We start from the raw sequence: 19,260 nt of genomic DNA on the forward strand, positions 1-19,260 counted from the left end.
ATTCCCCCTAAAATGAAAAAATACGCTATTCTTTCTATAGAATCATAGGAAAGGATGGCGTTTTAGTATGAATTTATCGATTTCTGATGAATTAGAATTGTTTTCTAAAGAATTGCAACGATATATGTCACCTGATGCTTTAGAGCAATTAGCTAAAAATGTAGGATTTGTTAAACGAAAAAGTAAATACCGCGCACAAGATTTAGTGGCTCTATGTATTTGGTTAAGTCAAAATATTGCCCATACTTCATTGGTACAATTAAGTAGTCGATTAGAAGCTAACACAGGCATTTCTATGAGTCCAGAAGGACTCAATCAACGTTTTAATTCTCAGGCTGTTCAGTTTTTACAACAACTCTTAGCACATTTACTTCACCAACAATTTTGTTCTTCTAACAAGATTCCAACTTTGTATACAAACTATTTTCGACGTATTCGTGTATTGGATTCTACACATTTTCAAATTCCGGATAAATTCACTTCTATATATCAAGGTTCAGGTGGTAGTGGTCAAAATGCTGGTGTGAAAATTCAACTAGAGTATGATTTACTAAGTGGTCAATTTCTTCATGTTCATGTAGGATCGGGAAAGCACAATGATAAAACGTATGGTTCTACTTGTTTAGCGTCCCTTCAACCGAAACGATATATGTATACGTGATTTAGGATACTTCGACCTAAAAGACTTACATACTATAGAAGAGTGTAATGCTTATTTTATTTCAAGATTAAAGCTCAATACACGTATATATCAAAAGAATAATGAGCCTGAATACTTTCAAAATGGAACAATAAAAAAGCACTCTGAGTACATCCAATTAGATATGGAGCAATTCATTGACCAATTACAGTCAGGTGAAACATATGAAATTCCTGAAATTTATATTGGAATGTATCAAAAACTTCCTGCAAGACTCATTCTGTACAAATTAACTGAAACACAAATGAAACGTAGACAAAAGGATTTAGCATCTAAAGAACATAAGAAGCAAATTACCTATAAAGAACGTAGTAAGAGGCTTAGTGCAATTAACTTTTACATTACAAATATTCCTTTAGAATATCTACCAAAGGAACAAGTATACGATTTTTACTCCTTACGCTGGCAAATTGAACTTATTTTTAAAACATGGAAATCATTTTTTCGTATTCATCACTGTAATTCTGTAAAATTAGAACGACTAGAATGTCACTTATACGGACAATTAATAAGTATCCTTCTTTGTTCCTCCACCATGTTTCAAATGCGCCAATTACTCCTCATCAAGAAGAAACGAGAATTAAGTGAATATAAAGCAATTTATATCATCAAAGATTATTTTCCACTTATTTATCAATCTTTACAAAAAGACACCCAAGAATTAACAAAGATTCTCTTTCGTCTGTTTAATCTCTTACAGAAAAACGGACGAAAATCCCATAGGTATGAGAAGAAAACAGTCTTTGATATCTTAGGCGTCGTATACAACTTTTCTATGTCTCACAGTCATGTAGCGTAATCCAAAAAACTGAAACCTGATAGGGTTTATTTGGCATGCAAATCTTTAAAGAACTTACATTTGTCTTTAGAAAAACGAAAAAATTTCACTTGAAATTAAACTTATATAAGCTTAGCTTGATGGCGATGGGGGCGGGCCCCAATAAGAACGGTATCTAAGATTGTATGAAAGGTGTTAGTTCCATTCAAAAGGCCTCAGCCGACGATTAACTCAAGTACCGGTTTCGGATGACTCCCATGTGATGAAGTTCGTGTCCTGCGATGCCGTACGCGAGGGCGCGCGCCGTAATGCTTAGGTTGTTGGCTGTGCCCTTGCGGTTCCACGCCTCCGCCGGTAGCCCGCGCAGCAATGTGATCGTTGATTGCCGGACGGCCTGGTAGTCTTCGGCCAGTTGCGCGATTGTCCAGCTTCCGAAAGGAGGCATGAACAATTCCTGATCGAAACCGGTCAGCGGCGTCTGGTCCCCTCTTGCGAACCGGAGCAGGCGGTAGGTCATGACGCGTTCCGCGTCTGTAATGTGGCCCACAACTTCTTTCAGTGTCCATTTTCCTTCCGCATACCGATATGCGGCCTGGCTTTCGGTCAACGATGCCAGGAGCTCGGTCATTTGCTTTTCCTGGGCGAGCAGAATGTCGATGATGTTACCGTCCGGCACCAAACGGATATATTCGCCGGAGTTCCCAGCGTATTCTTCTTCTGACGGTCTTTGATTCATGCGTAGTCACCTCTTTATGTAGATATAGAAAATTATAGCACTCGTCTATGTCTAATAAATTCGCGAAATGATAGAACTTCCCTTCTAATAATTGAGGCTAAGCAACTATTTAGTCGGTCGCCACACTATCCTGATTCCTTAGCGCAATAAGCAATTCTAATCAATAATGCATAAAAATTAGAAGTTATACAATATTTCAAAGTTATTAATATATATTAGTTTATTCCGAAACACACATAAATATATTTTGTCGAAACTATTAAAAAGGGAGAATTTCTCTAGCTGAAGAATTAATAATTGTGTTACCAATATGTAAAAATCTCAATTTAAAACTAAAGGAGAACAAAATGGGACAAATAATTGTATCGATGTACCTCTCACTAGATGGTGTCATGGAGGAACCAGCTTGGACTGCTCCATACTTCAATGAAGAAGTGGCAAAGTTTCAATCCAATTTACTGTTTGAAAGTGAAGCTCTTCTACTAGGGCGAGTAACCTATCAAGGTTTTGCAGCTGCTTGGCCTTCTATGACTGATGAAGAAGGTTTTGCTGATAAGATGAACAGCATGCCTAAATTTGTTGCTTCAACAACTTTGGAAAAAACCGAATGGAATGCAAATCTTATCAAGGGTAATATTGTAGAAGAAATATCGAAACTGAAGGAACAGCCTGGTCAGAACCTTTTAATCTATGGCAGCAGTGATCTTACACAAACATTAATGCAACATGACCTCATTGATGAATATCACTTTATAGTCAATCCCGTTATCGTAGGGAGCGGAAAGCGTCTCTTTAAAGACCAGAACAATACAAAAGCATTAAAACTTATAGAAACAAGAACGACCAGTTCAGGTGTCGTTATTCTTTCCTATCAGCCGGAGAAAAAAGAATAATTATTGATAAATTATATAAACAAAAAAACTCATCAGAATAAATCCTGCTGAGTTTTTTTATAAGATAATACATATATTAATTTATAAAAATTACACGGGTTAGTACTTTATCAGTCATACCTACATAGGCATCGGATATTCCATATGTTTGTCCTGTTTGGAGAGAGCTCATTAATACCTCCATATCTAGCTGTATATACTCTGTACCTTTCTTTATTCTTCCATCCTGAAAATAATCAGGTTTGCAATTTTTACAGCCCATACAAAGACAAGGATCCAGAGAGTAATGATAATAATGCCTGTTATCCAATTCTTTGGTTTGCTTATTGTCTGTCTTTCCTCTACCTTTCTTTTACAATCCTCCAACACTTCTTTAGGAATAAGTTTTAATGCCAAGTATACACCTAATGGTACAAGAATCAAATCATCAAGATACCCCAAGATTGGAATGAAGTCTGGGATTAAATCTATAGGACTAAAAGCATACGCAACAACAAGCATTGTAAATAATTTAGCATACCAAGGGACTCTTTCATCTCGATATGCCAAATAAAGTACAAGAAGTTGTTTTTTTAAGTTTCTAGCCCATTTTTTCATTTTTTGTATGATAGATATTTTTTCTTCTGTTTCTATCGGTTTATTTTGATTCAAATTATTCCTCTCCCATTTTATTACTTCGTACATCTTCTCAGAATTGTTCTTATTAACTGTATAATAATTGCGTAGCTACTATTGAGTCTAATACTTTATTTTAATAAAAACTATTTATAATATAAAACCTAATGATCAGTCTACATTTTAATAATCAATAAATTAGAAAGATAAGGGATAAGAAACACGTTTAAATCAACTAGGTTTAATCTAATCCAGTTTTTTAATGGGAACAAGCATGTGAGGGAGGGATCCCCAGATTTTCGTTCTGGGGTATTCTTTAATTTTAACCTGATAGACATAGGAGAAAACTTCTAATTTAGTAATTTGTGTAGTACAAGCTGTAACTAAATCTATTAATCTGACATACCATATAAATGTAACTTTAAATCAATAAAAAGTTGCAAAGGAGGCGAATATAAAATGGCATCATTTGAAATTGGAGCAAGATCTCTTTTTAACTTTCGAAACGAACGCTTTTTCTTATTAGTTGAAGATGAAATTACAATTCCAGATAAAGGTGTAGAAATTGATCCAGTTAATATCTATGAAATTGACGAGCAAACTTTCGATTTTATCAGAGATGAAGGAGATACACCTGTAATTGAACCAGTTGATACACTTCCAACTGTACCACCTGAATTTAAATTAGAACGAAAATGTATTTTCACAGTCGATAATTCATACTTTGTAATATACGATTTAGAAGATGGAACTGATAACAACGTCCTATTAAGAATCAGTGCAGCATTATTTAATTCATTAAGAAATTCTGGTGTTCGTGAATGTTTTCCTCAAATTTTCATTTAAGAACTTAAATTAATTAGACCTCAAATGGAATACTCTTTGAACAATTTAACCCCTCGTAGTTTTCTACAAAGGGTTAAATTGTTATGTAAAAAGTTTTTTAATTATTAGCAGTTTTTGGCGGTTCGACAGGTACGATTGCTAGTCCAATTCGAGCAACCTAAGAAAAGCAAATGCCCCAAAACGATAAAATTAGCATCTCTAGGTGAAAATGTACAATTTTTTGTTTTGGGGCACTTTAAAATGTTAGCTTGATAGGCTTGGGGTGGGACCCCAAACAGTACGATTTTATTTCAAAGACACAACGATCTTACTACACACTTTTTATTTATCTCACACTCTCATATGCTAGTATTACTATTTTTTATTACTAATGTTGCCGTTTCACTCGGATGGCTAAGAGGAAAATGATGGCCATATGGAACAAAATCAACCTTACCAAGATGCGATGGAGCAGAATAGCCTCTGTCATACTCCCCCCAAATAATGTGAAGATTATACTTTGTTACTTCATTGAAATCACCTTGATCGTTTTTCAGTAGTAAACTGTTAAGCTGAACCGTAGTATTTAAAATTCTAGGAGAAGTAAAACTGTTCCTTATTTTTTCAATATAATGTTCAGGGATGCTCTCCATACTTTCAAACAAACCATTACTTAATAAATATCGCTCTATGAAATTAGTAGTTGCCAGTTTTAATGTCCATTTGTTCATAAATTGAGGAACATTTAGCGATTTAGCATTTTTTTTAGCAATAGGTGGCTGAAGTAAAGTGATTGCATACTTCTCATCTATGTACTCTTGTACCAATGCTTCCAGAAGAATAAACGCACCGAATGAATGGCCAATTAGATGTGCACCATTCGTAGCTTTCTCCAATAACTTTTTCACTACATTCAAAGAGATATCTAGAAGATTTTTCTCTCGTTTAAAAGGAGAACGTCCCAAACCTGGAAGATCCAAGATCCATACAGGTTGACCAGTTTTTTTATGAAGCTCTTGTGCTAAAGGAAATAAATCCTCTCCATCACTCAATAAACCATGTAATAAAATAAAGGGTTTACCCTCTCCTTGTAATTGGTAAAGGGTATTGTTATCGCATAATGTTCGTTTAAATACATGATTATGCTGGCCATATTGATACATCATTCGATAATCCAGATCAGCTACTACGGCAGGGAAAAATTTCATTACACTCGTCTCCTTAAACCAATCTCCTCCCATAATTTTTTTCGCTGAAACATTTGAAAATTTTCGTTTTGTAATAAAATTCAGTCCATCAGAAGGAATTTTTGTTATTTTACTTACTCCACTATTCATAATTGCTTTCATAAATGGCATTGGGACAGAGATTTTTGGTGCCCTCATATTCATACTTTCTGACATAATACTTAATAACTCAGCAATGTTCTGATCGTGCTGTTTGTCTTCAACAAGTGTATATGTTTGAATAGTCGGTTGCTCTAATCTGAAAACCTGCACAATAAACTTCGCAAGCTCATCGTTTGAAATAAGTGGTAACCTATATCCCTTACCTCCAGGAATCATTGGCATGAGCCCTCTTCGCATACTCATCACAAGCAAACCTAATCCTGCTATCTGCTCTGTACTCCCTGTTTTACTACTACCGACTACAGTTGGCGGATTAATTACAGAAAGCGGATAACCTACTGCTGATGCCTGCTGACGGATATAAAGATCTGCTAAAAATTTTGTTCTCTCATATGGATTTTTTATTTTCAAATAATTATTTCCTTCTTGAAACACATCAATTGCAATCTTGCTATTTTTATCATCAAAGGGGCTCATATAACCTACAACATGAATAAATTGTTGCAAGCCCTTCAATTGATGAATACTTTTAGCTAATTCACTAATATGTTTGGCACCATTTAAAAATACGGAAGCTGCCTCTTTACTTGTCGCTTGAATATCCATGGGGCCTCCTGCGTGAATAATCACATCCGTTTTCAATACCCTCTCCTTATCTTCAGCACTTAGACCTAAATCTATTTTCGTCAAATCACCTTCAATAAAGTGCATAACTTCCTTTTTTAAGATGCCTCTTTCTTGAAAAAGACGTATTGCTTTACTTTTCGACCTCACTAAAAGAAGAATTTTAACATCCTCTTTGGCTAATTCTTTCACTATTTGCTTTCCAATAAAGCCTGTTCCACCAGTTAAAAATACTGTTCTCATATAAAATCCCCCTTTTAGTACTACTCAGTACTAATTTGATGTAAAAAAAATGCTTCTTTTATCGAAGCAATTTTAAAAAATGATCTGCTGTTTTCGTGATTACAGTTGCATCCTTCAATGTTTCTGAAATAAATAACGCTCCTTCAAGATTTGTAATAAAAAGTGATGCAACCTCATCAATCTGAATCGTATTTCTAAATTCTCCATTCTCTACCCCTTGTTTAAGTAATAGAGAAACTTTCTTTTGTAATCCTGTAAAAAAAAGACCTATTTTTTCTTTTATTTGCGTGGCCTGTTTAGGACTTTGAATATAAAGAGTAATAAATGGACAGCTCCCCTTATACTCTCTCGACTGAACTCCTTGTGATAATTGCTTTAAAAACAGTTGGATACGATCTTCAACTAAAAATTGCTTCTGAGAAAGTACGTCATCAATTGCAGATTGATACATTTCAATCCAATAATCAACGACCGCTTCTAATAATACTTCCTTATTAGAAAAGTGATAATACACATTAGACTTTGAAACTTTGCTTACACGTACTAATTCATCCATACTTGTATAAGCAAACCCTTTTTCTAAAAATAATGTTGCAGCTACTTCAATCACACGTCTTTGATTCATTAATTTTACCTTTGTCATAACTAGAACTATATAGTACTAATTTAAATATTACAAGTATTTATGTTAATTTAGAAAAAAGTTTGATTAAAAAAGTTCCACTAACATTGATTTTACTGCAAAAAATCTTATTTTGAATAAAATTGAACTGACCCCCAAAATTGTTAATTCACTATCGTCTAATAGACATCACCATACATACCCATCAACTTAAGAAAAAGAAATGTCCCCTAAACGAAAAAATGAGAGACTTCTCAGAATAGCTATCTGTAGAGAAAGAAAATTTTAATTTAGGGAGATATGAAAGTATTAGTTTGATGGTGATGGGGTGCTCCCCTATGTCTATCAAGTTAAGATATTATATTATCCCCATAATGAAAATTGTTTGCATGACGTTATATTTAGAGTAATTATCTTGATTATTTTTAACATCCCCTTAATTCTTAAACTGATGTATTGGGAGACCACTCCATATACATCAGTTTTTAAAAATTAAATACTTTATTTACCAAGTTAATATAAATTGCCTTCGCATAAGAGACAGTAGAATTTCTAAATCTTCATTTTAATATTAATCAATTCAAGCGTATTCCTTCGAATGCATTTATTACCAAGTCATGCACATAGGAATCATCCAACTTTTCACCGGTTACTAGCAACCGATAGAAAATTGGTCCGTAAATGAGATCGATACTTAAGTCAACATCGAGATTTTCTTTTAATTCGCCCCTTTTAATTCCCTTCTCCAGGAGTTGTTTTGCTTGCAGGCGACGTGGCTGGAAATATCGAGTACGATATTCCTCTGCCAGCTTTGAATCAAATTGTCCTTCACCAACTAACTCAGTAATAATAGTCCCTTCACGACTTATCAAAAATTTGGTTAAACTTGTAGCATGAATTAAAATATCATTCAATGCTGAACCTGTGTCAGGTATAGGCAATCTAGCTGCGGCAGCAAAAAGAAAACCATCCATTACTACAGCAGCCTTATTAGGCCACCATTTATAAATTGTAGCTTTACTAACTTTAGCACGGTCTGCAATTTTATCGACTGTGACTGCTTTAAAGCCACTTTCCAGTAATAACTCATAAGATGCAGAAAGGATAGCTTTTTGGGTTTCGACATTACGTGGTCTACCTCTTTTACCTTGCACATTAATCATTCCTTCCAAGAATCATAAACTATACGTTTAGTATACTTAATATGAACAAAAAATAAAATAGCCTATTTACAAAACTAAACGTTTAGTATATATTTTAGTTAATTAATAAACTGAACGTACAGTTTATTAATTGTTAAGGAATCTCGTAATAATCATGGCTTTATCTAAGTTCCAAAATACACCAAGGTAATTCTGAAATAAAAATATGGGGGAAATACTTATGTCTAATTTTAAAAATAAAGCAAGTGATAAGGAAATTTCATCGGGTTTAATCATTCTTCTGGCAACTGCATGTGGTATCATCGTGGCTAATCTTTATTATGCGCAGCCTTTAATTGGGGTAATTAGTAATGAAATTGGGCTTTCTAATAGTAGCGCTGGATTAATTGTAACGCTAACTCAAATTGGATATGTTGTTGGCTTATTATTTCTTGTGCCTTTGGGGGATATTGTTGAGAATAAAAAATTGATACTTATATTGTTATTTTCAAGTGCATTTGCACTCATTTCTATGGTTTTTGTAAAAAGCGCAACCTTGTTGTTAATTGCTTCATTCTTTATCGGACTGGGTTCGGTCGCAGCGCAAGTGCTCGTACCTCTTGTATCATATCTTTCATCTGAAAATACACGCGGTCGCGTAGTTGGCAACGTCATGAGTGGTCTGTTATTAGGTATTATGCTTGCGCGACCGATATCTAGTTTAGTAGCCGGTATGTGGGGATGGAATGCAATATTTGCTTTATCTTCTACTGTAATTATTGTTTTGGCATTTGTATTATCGAAAGTACTCCCTACTAGGAAACCAAAGGCAAAAACAAATTATACCACCTTACTTAATTCAATGTGGCAACTACTACGAACTACTCCAATTTTACGCCGTCGTGCCATTTATCATGCTTGTGTATTTGGGGCTTTCAGCTTATTCTGGACCACTGTTCCATTATTATTATCTAGTCCTGCTTTTCATTTTTCTCAGACTGCCATAGCATTATATGCACTTGTCGGAATTACAGGTGCAATAGCCGCTCCAATAGGTGGTCGTCTAGCTGATCTTGGCTGGACACGACCCGCCACTGGGATAGTTCTCACTGTTGTTATTATTTCTTTATTACTACCACTTATTATTCGAAGTAGTTCGCCCATCGGAATAGCTGTTTTAGTAATTGCTGCAATTCTGTTGGATATGGGAGTATCTGCAAACCTTGTGCTTAGCCAACGTTTAATTTTCTCGTTGAGTCCAGAAATTCGTAGTCGATTAAATGGGCTATTTATGGCTATTTTCTTTTTAGGAGGTGCAGTTGGATCCTTTATTGGAGGATGGGCATATGCCTTAGGAGGATGGAATCTAACACTATGGATAGGAATCACTTTTCCGGCCATAGCCTTGCTTTATTTCGCCACAGAAAAATAGTTCTATAATCAAATTATTTACGAATTGTATTGAGCTTTTGGTGCAGATTTAAAGTTTTTAAAGACTTCTAAATTCTGGTTAGAGCAGTATGAAATAGAAGTGATGGGACGTCAGGAGACAGGAAATCAAGAGCCAATTATCCAAAGATGGATGCTGACTGCGAGTGTATACTTTTTGGATCATCATGTAACATAAAAAGCCCCTTTTTAGTCTATAAATATTTTATAATGAGTGTAGTTTATTTAGAAAATACTAAACTACACTTTTTAATTCGGTTGTCAAATCTTTCACACACTCTCTCTTTTAAATAATAGCTCATAATAATAAGTGCGCCTTTTTTTCCTATTTTTCGTACATCTTCATCAATAAAACCACATTTTTTATATAATAACTGTGCAGTAATGTTTTTCACATTTATCGCTAGCCAATACAATTTCACTAATATGTGGATATTCTTTGCGTACAAAATCAGGTAGTAACAATAATGATTGTTTGGTATGCCCCTTTCCTTGATAATAATAATCCGTTGAAAGAGCTCGTAATAACATAGCTTTTGGATTTTTAGATTATGGATTTATGCCTGCATTTTCATGAAGCTCAAAAAATGTTATAAGCTCATTATTTGCAAGAAATAATATAGAATGTATGTCAGTATCGCCTTCTGATAATTCTACACATTTCTTTGGTTTACCTGTAAATTGTAACTGTTCCTCAGATAATTCATAGCATTCTACTTGTTTTTTAAATCGTTCTTCAAATTCAAATAACCCCATAATGTCCCTCCATTAATTCTCCCCGTTTGCTAAATAACTTTATATGGAAAAAGTTGATACCCTCGTATTTGAGAATATCACCTTTCATTTTTATGTAACTCTATAGTATAAAAAAGAACTTTATTTTCATTAAACAGCTTCGTTGCTATAAAAGGCAAAAAAGCTCATTTTTTCATTTGGGGGTAATTCTGAATTCTTAAGTTGATGGGCATGGGGTCGCGCCCCATCTCTATCAAGCTAAGCTTATATAAAATAAATTTCAGGTGAGATTGTTTCTTATTTCTAAAGGACAAGTGTAGGTAATTGAAAGATTTGCATACAAAATAAACCTTAAAAAGTTTCACATTTAAGCTAAACTAAGCTAAGAAAGTCAATTTTAACAATCTATGTTTTTCTTTTACATATTAGCAGAATAAGAAGGTTATCAAAGGCTGGATGAAACCCCCAGCGAATGATAACCTTTTGAAATAGCATATCAATGATTTAAATAAATACCCTCATGAATATATTATTGAGCCACTCCAAATACATTGATTTCTGCCGCACTTGTCCATGGATTATTGTTTACCTCGCTTAATGCACGTAGTCTAATATAACGACCTGTCTTGTTTGCAAAGTTGACTTCTTTCAAATTAGTATTATTTGCAAAAGCACCTATGGATACAGCTGTTCCCCAATTCACTCCATCACTACTTACGTAAAACTCATAATCCTTAATCGTTCCGTTTATTTGGCCGTCTTGCCTTGGCAGGTAGCTGAATTTGGAGAGGTTATAGGTCGCACCTAAATCAATTTGAATCTCATGTGGCATTGGAGCAACAGGACTCCAGTTTGTATGCCAAAATGTGTCTTTATTTCCGTCAAAGGCATACGTACCTAAATTGTACCAATTATAGCTATCTACATATTTTAGCGTCCAGTTTGTCTGCGGAATTAAACTAGCTTCTTTTGTTGTGACCGCTACATTCATAGTCGAATTACTTGTGCTTGTCGTTGTAATCGTTACACCTGATTTTTCTCCCGTGTAGGTATTACTATTCGGATTGGTGTCTGGACTAAAGGAAGCAGCATGATTTTGATTCGTGTAATAGAAAGGGTCTTGGTATTCACTGACGGATTGTTCTATATCAATGAAAGGATGAGGATCACTGGAATTATTATTCATGGATTCATCAATATGCCAAACCGCAATACCACCAGAATTAGTTGGTAAGCTCGCATCATACCCAACCTTTGCGCGATTCTCAACTAAAAAATACGTATTATCCTTTAAAGGAATCTTTAACACATTATAGTTATTTGGGATCGCATTTAGAGTAAAATTGTTGCTGGTATTTACTACATTTGGCGTTACAAAACCTAGTTTTACCTTGGACCAAGCATCCATATGATCTGGCGTAGTTCCATACTCTTCTCCTGGAAGACTATTCCAAGCTCCATTCCCCATTATACTTAGACTACCCACACGGTTATTGTCGCCATATAGATCTGGAAGACCAAAAGAATGACCTAACTCATGAGCAGGTATACCAATTGTCGCCATATGACCATATTGCTTTTCCCCCTGCGCTGTATACATGCCTGATACTGTAACACCATCGTGATTTGTATTAGGAGCATATGACTGATGTGCCCAAATATTTGGAAGTGGACCACCACTAGCCTGTTCATTACCAGCAAGAAAACTTACAATGTAGAAGCCATCTTTAGAGTCAATGACTTGATCATTATTAGTATCAAGACTAGCAAAATTCACTTGAGAATCAGCTTTAGCCAGTGCATCTGTTATAACCGTACCCATACTTTTTCCCGATGTACTCGGATGAGCGTAATCTAATTTCACTTTAACCACTCCATCATTTTGAGTACCATATGTTTCAGGAGCTGGAGTTATCTGTACTTTTCCATTACTTACTTCATTATAGTAATTCTTAACTGACTTTTGATTTGTAGAAAAGAATTTGTTACTCCAATCGTTATCGTTATATGCAATATCAACATCTGTAAACCCAATTAACAAAACAAGTAATTTTTTGTTTCCTAAAACTGGAGTGACAGTTCCATCAATATTTTTTGGTGATTCTTTTTGTAATTTATTCATGTGCTCCTGTTTTTTCTTTGCTTGAGGGTTGTAATTCTTTATCCATTTGTTCAAATTGTTCTCATTTACTGCCATTGAAGGCTTCTTATCAATTTTATATTTTTTCCCCGTCGATTTCAGTTCATCTAATGTAAGCTCCGCGTAATTCCAATACCCCTTCTGATCTTGTAAAAGTACATCTCCATCCTTTGTACTTACCCAATGGAACCATTCATCTCCATGTAACGTGCCCTCAAAAGATTCGCCTGAAGGCTGCTTCATTTTGACAACTCCCTCGTATGCTGGTGCGGCAAAAGAGTCCGTTTGAACATACAAAACACAAATCAAAGAAAAAACGGACATGAACAGGAATTTTAAAATTCTTTGCATAAACTTTCCCCCTTTTTCAATTGTGTGTGGAATATTCTGTTGATAGCCAGACTAGATTCATACATGGAATAAATCGACAGATACATTTGTATAACACTAACAGAATACCTTTAATTATAATTACAGGAAATTGAAAAAATGTTATTTTTTTAATTCTGTTAATATTTTCTCAAGATTATCCAGTTAAGCAGAATCGATGAAAGTTACATGTGGAGTTCCGGAAAAAATTATACTTTTAGTATGTATATAATGCCACATGTTGACTAATCCAAATTAAATAAAGTTTATGAGCAAAAGAGAGTGTAATTTGACATTGTGTAATAAAGATAAGGCCCACCTACTAAAATAGGTGGGCTTTTTGTTGGGTATTACTATCTCATTGCACAAAAGGGAATTTGTATTAAAATATTAACACATTTTTAGAGTTCTTATATTGAGAAAAAAGATACTATAAGGACTCTAAGAATGGCAAAATAATATACATTATAAAAATATAAAATCCGGCCATACAGATAGTTTAATTAAATATTATAACGCATTAACTCTAGCAGAAAAGAGGAATTAGTTTGTTTTAAAGTAATAAGTGGACAATACTTCTTAGGTGTAGAAGGTATCGAGATTCCTGTACCAATTCCAGCGTTGGCTGCAGCTCTATTAATTAGTTTAGGAATAATTCTACTTTGTTCTTAATTTAAGGAATTCCAAATACCCATACTTTTTAATGGATAAGCCCTTAAGTACATAAATGCTTTTGGGTTTTTATAATGAAAAAAGACACCTAAGGTGCCTTCCTCCGACTTGAGAATTACATCTATGTATTGAAGAAATTTATAAAAGATAAATACAAAAAGGACAGCTTCTAACAATAATTTATAGATGTTTATTATTCTCCAGATGAAGTTACTGGATTTTTTGTGATGATGAATAACAGTTGTTAGATAATAACTTATTTATCCCGAAAGTGCAGTTTGTAAATGATTCTGATTAAATCTTCTCATTAATTCAATTTTGTAATCTGTATAGAAATAAATTTTCAAATCAAATAAATTAGGGGTCACCATACATGCTCATTAAGTTAAAATATCATAATAGTTCCAGAACTAATTTTTTACATGTTAATCATTTTTATCGTTTTTGGTGAAGAATGTGTTTCTTAGCTTGATAGCGATGGGGTGCTCCCCCATATAAAGAAATTTTAAACCTCTTAATCTACATTTCCTTTATGTAAATATGGGAATAACGAAATTACCCCAAGGATAGCTAAACAAGCTCCAATCCATAGAGGAGATACAAAACCATATCCTTTACTGATCCCAAGACCACCTAGTGACGAACCAATAACAATACCTAGCGTAATAAAAGAACTATGAACGGTATTTATCATTATTCCATTACTAGCTGTCTTCATCACCCTCGCAACCATAGCTGGATTCAATGCTACACCAGTTAAACCAATAAAAATCGTAGAAATAACTGCAATGTATTTATTCTCTGCACTTAAAGCAAATAAAGACAACGCTATGATTAATATAATTAATCCACCCATAAGTATTTTCATTGTAAATTTATCAGCGAACTTGCCAATTATTATATTCCCAATTACTGTCGCGCTACCATAGAGAGCAAGTAAATATGGAATACTTGCACTTGAAAACCCTGTAACATTTGTAAAGATAGGAGTGAAATAACTAAATGCTGCAAACGTACCACCAATAATGAACATACTTGTTACGTACGCTGCCCAAAGATGAATATTCTTAAATCGCAGAAGTTCATCTTTCCAATTTAATTGCTCTTTATTTGAAGAGGATGGTAACAACCGTTGAATCATAATTGCTGATACTAGCACAAGAACAGAAACAGCCCCAAAACTAATACGCCAGCCAAAATATTGCGAAATAACGGTTGTTATAGGTAAACCTAATACAGTTGCGAACATTAAACCTGCAAGTACAATTGATGCAGCTTTTCCCCTTGAATCAGAGTGAACCAATGTCGCAGAAAAGGAAATCGCAACTCCAAAAGCTGAAGCTGAAGCAATACCAGTTATAATACGTGAAATCATCATAATATCATAGTTCCAAGCAATAGCTCCGAGCGATTGACCAATTAAAAATATGAACATTAAAAACAATAATGCTTGTTTGCTGCGCATTCGTAAGAGGATTGCAGTTAAAATGGGGCCTCCTATTACCATTGCTCCTGCATAAGCTGAAATTAAATACCCAATGGATGATACAGAAACCTGGAATGCAAGAGCAAGTTCATTCATCATACCTGCAACCATAAATTCTGATGTAGTCATACAAAAGATTGCTAAAGCTAATAAATAAATAAATAATCGATGGCATAAAAACACTCCTTATTCATTACTGTAATGATCGGTACAAAAATAGTGCGAAAAAAGGGCGCACTAAGCGCCACAAATAGACTCTACTGTTCCTTTGATAACTTGTTCAGACAACATCCGATTTTGCATCGATACATTAAGAACACGGAATCCGTAATAACTGCTTAAAAGCAGACTAGCTAATTCTTCAGCTGATTGCTTCTTTGAAATTTCACCTGTTTGCAATCCTTCCTCCATCACTGTTTCAATAGCTTGTTTAAGAAGTTCAACATGCTTCGAGAAAATTTCTTGTACCATTAAATCGTTTTTAGCACGTTCTATACTGGCATTAATCAATAAACATCCTTTTTGATCCATATTCTCAAAGTCTTCTTTCAATGCCCATTCAAAAAAATTACTTAATCGTTCTTTAACTGGAATTGGAGTATGTAACAATTTCTTTTGTTCCCTAATCCCAATTTCATGGTAGCGTTCTAATACTTGTTTATACAGTTCATGTTTACTACCGAAAGTATTGTATAAACTTCCTTTTCCAAGTCCTGTATCACTGCATAAATCTTGTGTAGAACATCCTTCATATCCTCTTAACCAAAATGTTTTCATTGCAACATCTACAATTGAGGAATAATCAAACTCTCGAGGTCTGCCGCGTTTATTCAATCGTATCCTCCTCTCATTTTAAAGATAACATGAATAGAATACCCTTTTTGTACCATACGGTCAATAATTTTGTTTTATTGTTACTGTAAAATAAAATTTGATTATTTTAGATTACGAATAATGAAAAATAGCCCCTTTATTCAAATTTCCTAGCGAAAAAATCACGTTTTAATAAATTTCTTTATCATCTCTACCTTTCTATAGATTACTAGTTATGAAACGAGGATCGTTTCATAACTAGTAATTTACTTAATTAGCTTGCTGGTTATGGAGTAGTGCCCCTATAAACAAAACCCTCCAGAGACATCTATAATCTGCCCTGTTACCCAGCGGCTATCAGAAGAAGCAAGGAATGCTACTACATCTGCAATATCTTCAACTTGCCCTATTCGTCCGAACACAGATGAATTCGTAGCAAAATTCCGTATTTCTGAATCATCTAGCAATTTCGCATTCATATCTGTCTTCGTATATCCAGGCATAATTGTATTCACTGTTATACCTCGTTCTCCAAGATGTTTAGCTAGAGGAAGTGTCATCGTATTTAGTGCACCTTTACTTAAACCGTATGCAATGGACCCTGTAAAACCAAGTCTTACTTCCGCTGATGAAATGTTAATAACGCGCCCTTCTACTCGTAGTAACGGTAATGTTTGCTGAATTAAAAAGAATGGCGCCTTAATATTTACAGCCATAATTTCATCAAAAACTTCTTCTGTCGTATTTTCAATCGTCCCTTGTGTACCTATCCCTGCATTGTTTACTAAAATATCAATCTCTGATGTACCAACTCTTATTTGTAATTCATTCTTCAATTGTTCTACTATTTTTTTGACACCATCCATTAAATTGAGATCAGCTTCAATTAAGAATGCCTTTCCTCCATTAGATTCAATCTCACTAATTGTTTCGTCTGCAGCTATTTTATTTCGGCCGTAGTGAATCGCAACTAATGCACCGTCGTTTGCCAATCTCATCGCAATCGCACGACCAATGCCGCGACTTGCCCCTGTTACTAATGCTACTTTCCCATCAAGATTCTTCATTTTTTCCATCCTTCCTAAATTCCCTTTTGATAAACCCTATACTTATATTTTCATGCAAATACTAATCATTTTAAATATAGATTTATAGGTAATTCAGTTCGTTCACTTATGATATTATAGTTATAATTTGCAATTCACTTTAGAAAACATAACAAGGAGGCTCCACAATGCAAAACGCTGTAAAATTGGATGAAATCGATCATAAAATTATGAACCTGTTATATGAAAATGCGAGAATTTCTGTTTCAGAAATAGGACGAATTATATCCATGACGCAACCTGCTGTAAAAGAACGTATTAACAAGCTTGAAGATCAAGGAGTTATAGCGGCTTATCGAACGAAATTTGAGCCTGCAAAAATTAATAAAAACATTCAAGCATTCATCATGTTTAAAACGAGCCAATGCTCTGATTTTATTCAATTTTGTAATGCCGCTCCTGAAGTAACAGATTTATACCGAATTAGCGGGGAATTTAATTATATGATGAAGGTCATGAGCGATTCGATGGATTCTCTCGCTACATTTTTAGACTCTTTAATGCAATTTGGATTATCGTCTCCTTTAATTGTTTTAAAGAGTGAGTTTGAGGAGAAATTGTCGTTCTAATAAAGGGATACGTATTATCCCCGGCTAACAGTAAAAGTTTTTCCTTTATGAGAAAAGCCAATGAAATCAATGATTAGTAAACAAAAAAAGAACATTGATATTTCAATGTTCTTTTTTATATCTCTACTTATGAATTAGATCTCTATTCGAAAAAAGCACCTTAATCCCCTTACCCTTGATTCCTCTGCGCCTCTCTAAACTCCTCCTTCACCTTCTCTAACAACCCTTCTTCCGTAATTAATCGATACGCTGTATTTGCTAATGCTTTTGCCGATGTAATTAATGCTTTATCTCCAAGTTCTGAACGTGCTGCTTCTCTAAATTCATTCGTATGTGCAATTAAATCATCTGGTCCGATTTTAATGTACGGATGAATTGTCGGTACGACTTGACTTACGTTTCCTGCGTCGGTTGAACCAATCCCTACTCTTTCTTTACGATTTACATCTTCACCTAATAGTTCTAGTTCTTCCGCTACGATATCGTTATATGTTTTTGTTACGAGTAATTCATCGATTTCATTTTGAAATTGATGGATTTTTACTTTTGCACCTGTTGCTAATGCTGCTCCCTGTGCAATGTTTCTTACTTTTTCTGTTACTTCCGCGCATCTTTTTCTCGTTGCTGCACGGATGAAGAATCTTGCTGCGGCATAGTCAGGAATAATATTAGGTGCTTTTCCGCCCTCTGTAATGACACCATGAATTCTCACGTCTGACGGGAGTTGTTGGCGAAGTGCGTTAATACCGTTATAGAGCTGAATAACCGCATCTAATGCGTTAATCCCTTCTTCTGGCGAAGCTGCAGCGTGAGCTGTTTTTCCGTAAAAATGAAAATCAAGTGGATCGACTGCTAGTGAAGGACTCGTTGTCGCTGTCTTTCCGCTCGGATGAATCATAAGCGCCGCATCAATGTCTTTAAATAAACCTGCCTTTACATAACTTGATTTCGCGCTACCATTTGGCCCGCCTTCTTCTGCTGGCGTACCAAACACGACAACTTCCCCGCCAATTTCTTCAAGCGTTTCTGATAATGCGATTGCTGCTGCAACGCTAATTGTGCCAATTAAATTGTGACCACACGCATGACCTAGTCCTGGTAAAGCGTCGTACTCCGCTAAAAATGCGATTGCAGGTCCTTGTTTTCCAGAGCTTTTTCGCGCGATAAATCCCGTTTCATGTCCAGCTATATTGTGCTGCAACTGAAATCCTGCACTGCCTAGCAATAAACTTAACGTTCTAGATGCATAAAACTCTTGGTTACCAATTTCCGGATTCGCATGAATATCATGACTTGTTTCTATGTACTTTTCCTTATTTCTTTCGATACTCTCTTCAATTGTTTTTCTTTGTGACGCTACTCCTGTCGCTCCCATTTTTCTTCCTCCTTTTATT

General features: G+C 34.8%; 15 protein-coding genes and 3 pseudogenes. 6 read left to right on the forward strand and 12 right to left on the reverse strand.

Features of this window, described 5'->3' with window-relative positions; genetic code table 11:
- The first annotated feature begins 67 nt into the window (after positions 1 to 67).
- Positions 68 to 1,499: pseudogene (locus tag ACQGSG_RS14955) on the forward strand (IS4 family transposase).
- 205 nt (positions 1,500 to 1,704) lie between these two features.
- On the opposite strand, the gene ACQGSG_RS14960 reads toward ACQGSG_RS14955, so the two are convergent.
- Entirely contained in the window at positions 1,705 to 2,214 is a 510-nt protein-coding gene (locus tag ACQGSG_RS14960; RefSeq protein ID WP_097842522.1) for a DinB family protein, read from the reverse strand.
- A gap of 347 nt (positions 2,215 to 2,561) precedes the next feature.
- On the opposite strand from ACQGSG_RS14960, the gene ACQGSG_RS14965 reads away from it, so the two are divergent.
- Complete coding sequence (locus ACQGSG_RS14965) at positions 2,562 to 3,107, forward strand: dihydrofolate reductase family protein (RefSeq protein ID WP_097842523.1); 546 nt, start codon at positions 2,562 to 2,564, stop codon at positions 3,105 to 3,107.
- Between the two features lie 88 nt (positions 3,108 to 3,195).
- Here ACQGSG_RS14965 and ACQGSG_RS14970 read toward each other — a convergent pair.
- Positions 3,196 to 3,360 (reverse strand): annotated as a pseudogene (locus tag ACQGSG_RS14970) (IS4 family transposase); the annotation flags it as partial.
- Positions 3,321 to 3,758, reverse strand: coding sequence for a YkvA family protein (locus ACQGSG_RS14975; RefSeq protein WP_001075128.1), 438 nt, complete (start codon positions 3,756 to 3,758; stop codon positions 3,321 to 3,323). The pseudogene ACQGSG_RS14970 and the gene ACQGSG_RS14975, both read right to left, overlap by 40 nt.
- 423 nt (positions 3,759 to 4,181) lie before the next feature.
- On the opposite strand from ACQGSG_RS14975, the gene ACQGSG_RS14980 reads away from it, so the two are divergent.
- Positions 4,182 to 4,568 (forward strand): hypothetical protein, encoded by a 387-nt coding sequence (locus tag ACQGSG_RS14980; protein ID WP_000135751.1) that lies wholly within the window; start codon positions 4,182 to 4,184, stop codon positions 4,566 to 4,568.
- A 338-nt stretch (positions 4,569 to 4,906) separates the two neighbouring features.
- Here ACQGSG_RS14980 and ACQGSG_RS14985 read toward each other — a convergent pair whose 3' ends face one another.
- The 3 genes from ACQGSG_RS14985 to ACQGSG_RS14995 all read right to left on the reverse strand — a co-directional run bounded on the left by ACQGSG_RS14985 (position 4,907) and on the right by ACQGSG_RS14995 (position 8,548).
- Positions 4,907 to 6,763, reverse strand: a complete 1,857-nt coding sequence (locus ACQGSG_RS14985) for an alpha/beta fold hydrolase (protein WP_098280366.1) — start codon at positions 6,761 to 6,763, stop codon at positions 4,907 to 4,909.
- A 58-nt stretch (positions 6,764 to 6,821) separates the two neighbouring features.
- Positions 6,822 to 7,388 carry a TetR/AcrR family transcriptional regulator gene (locus ACQGSG_RS14990; RefSeq protein WP_141532400.1) on the reverse strand — a complete coding sequence of 189 codons (567 nt, stop codon included), beginning with the start codon at positions 7,386 to 7,388 and terminating at the stop codon, positions 6,822 to 6,824.
- Between the two features lie 572 nt (positions 7,389 to 7,960).
- Entirely contained in the window at positions 7,961 to 8,548 is a 588-nt protein-coding gene (locus ACQGSG_RS14995) for a TetR/AcrR family transcriptional regulator (RefSeq protein ID WP_002062846.1), read from the reverse strand.
- Positions 8,549 to 8,768: 220 nt separating this feature from the next.
- Between ACQGSG_RS14995 and ACQGSG_RS15000 the strand changes: the two genes are divergently transcribed.
- On the forward strand, positions 8,769 to 9,959 hold the full coding sequence (locus ACQGSG_RS15000) for an MFS transporter (RefSeq protein WP_000064501.1): 1,191 nt from the start codon (positions 8,769 to 8,771) through the stop codon (positions 9,957 to 9,959).
- Positions 9,960 to 9,992: 33 nt separating this feature from the next.
- Positions 9,993 to 10,139: pseudogene (locus ACQGSG_RS15005) on the forward strand (VOC family protein); the annotation flags it as partial.
- Positions 10,140 to 10,525: 386 nt separating this feature from the next.
- Here the strand turns inward: ACQGSG_RS15005 and ACQGSG_RS15010 are convergent.
- The 5 genes from ACQGSG_RS15010 to ACQGSG_RS15030 form a co-directional block, all read right to left on the reverse strand.
- Positions 10,526 to 10,732 (reverse strand): hypothetical protein, encoded by a 207-nt coding sequence (locus ACQGSG_RS15010; RefSeq protein ID WP_061654900.1) that lies wholly within the window; start codon positions 10,730 to 10,732, stop codon positions 10,526 to 10,528.
- A 508-nt stretch (positions 10,733 to 11,240) separates the two neighbouring features.
- The gene (locus ACQGSG_RS15015; RefSeq protein ID WP_061654901.1) at positions 11,241 to 13,202 is read right to left on the reverse strand and encodes a M6 family metalloprotease domain-containing protein; all 1,962 of its coding nucleotides are present in this window, start codon (positions 13,200 to 13,202) and stop codon (positions 11,241 to 11,243) included.
- A 1,204-nt stretch (positions 13,203 to 14,406) separates the two neighbouring features.
- The gene (locus ACQGSG_RS15020) at positions 14,407 to 15,507 is read right to left on the reverse strand and encodes an MFS transporter (RefSeq protein ID WP_097863134.1); all 1,101 of its coding nucleotides are present in this window, start codon (positions 15,505 to 15,507) and stop codon (positions 14,407 to 14,409) included.
- Between the two features lie 108 nt (positions 15,508 to 15,615).
- Complete coding sequence (locus tag ACQGSG_RS15025) at positions 15,616 to 16,212, reverse strand: TetR/AcrR family transcriptional regulator (protein ID WP_001042191.1); 597 nt, start codon at positions 16,210 to 16,212, stop codon at positions 15,616 to 15,618.
- A 281-nt stretch (positions 16,213 to 16,493) separates the two neighbouring features.
- Entirely contained in the window at positions 16,494 to 17,258 is a 765-nt protein-coding gene (locus ACQGSG_RS15030; RefSeq protein WP_033668450.1) for an SDR family oxidoreductase, read from the reverse strand.
- A 167-nt stretch (positions 17,259 to 17,425) separates the two neighbouring features.
- On the opposite strand from ACQGSG_RS15030, the gene ACQGSG_RS15035 reads away from it, so the two are divergent.
- Positions 17,426 to 17,866 carry an Lrp/AsnC family transcriptional regulator gene (locus ACQGSG_RS15035; RefSeq protein WP_001178562.1) on the forward strand — a complete coding sequence of 147 codons (441 nt, stop codon included), beginning with the start codon at positions 17,426 to 17,428 and terminating at the stop codon, positions 17,864 to 17,866.
- A gap of 169 nt (positions 17,867 to 18,035) precedes the next feature.
- Here the strand turns inward: ACQGSG_RS15035 and ACQGSG_RS15040 are convergent, their stop codons facing one another.
- Entirely contained in the window at positions 18,036 to 19,241 is a 1,206-nt protein-coding gene (locus tag ACQGSG_RS15040; protein WP_061654903.1) for a M20 family metallopeptidase, read from the reverse strand.
- Positions 19,242 to 19,260: the final 19 nt, after the last annotated feature.

It is taken from the genome of Bacillus sp. GMa5/1 (assembly GCF_050172015.1).
GTDB classification, from domain to species: Bacteria; Bacillota; Bacilli; order Bacillales; family Bacillaceae_G; genus Bacillus_A; species Bacillus_A cereus.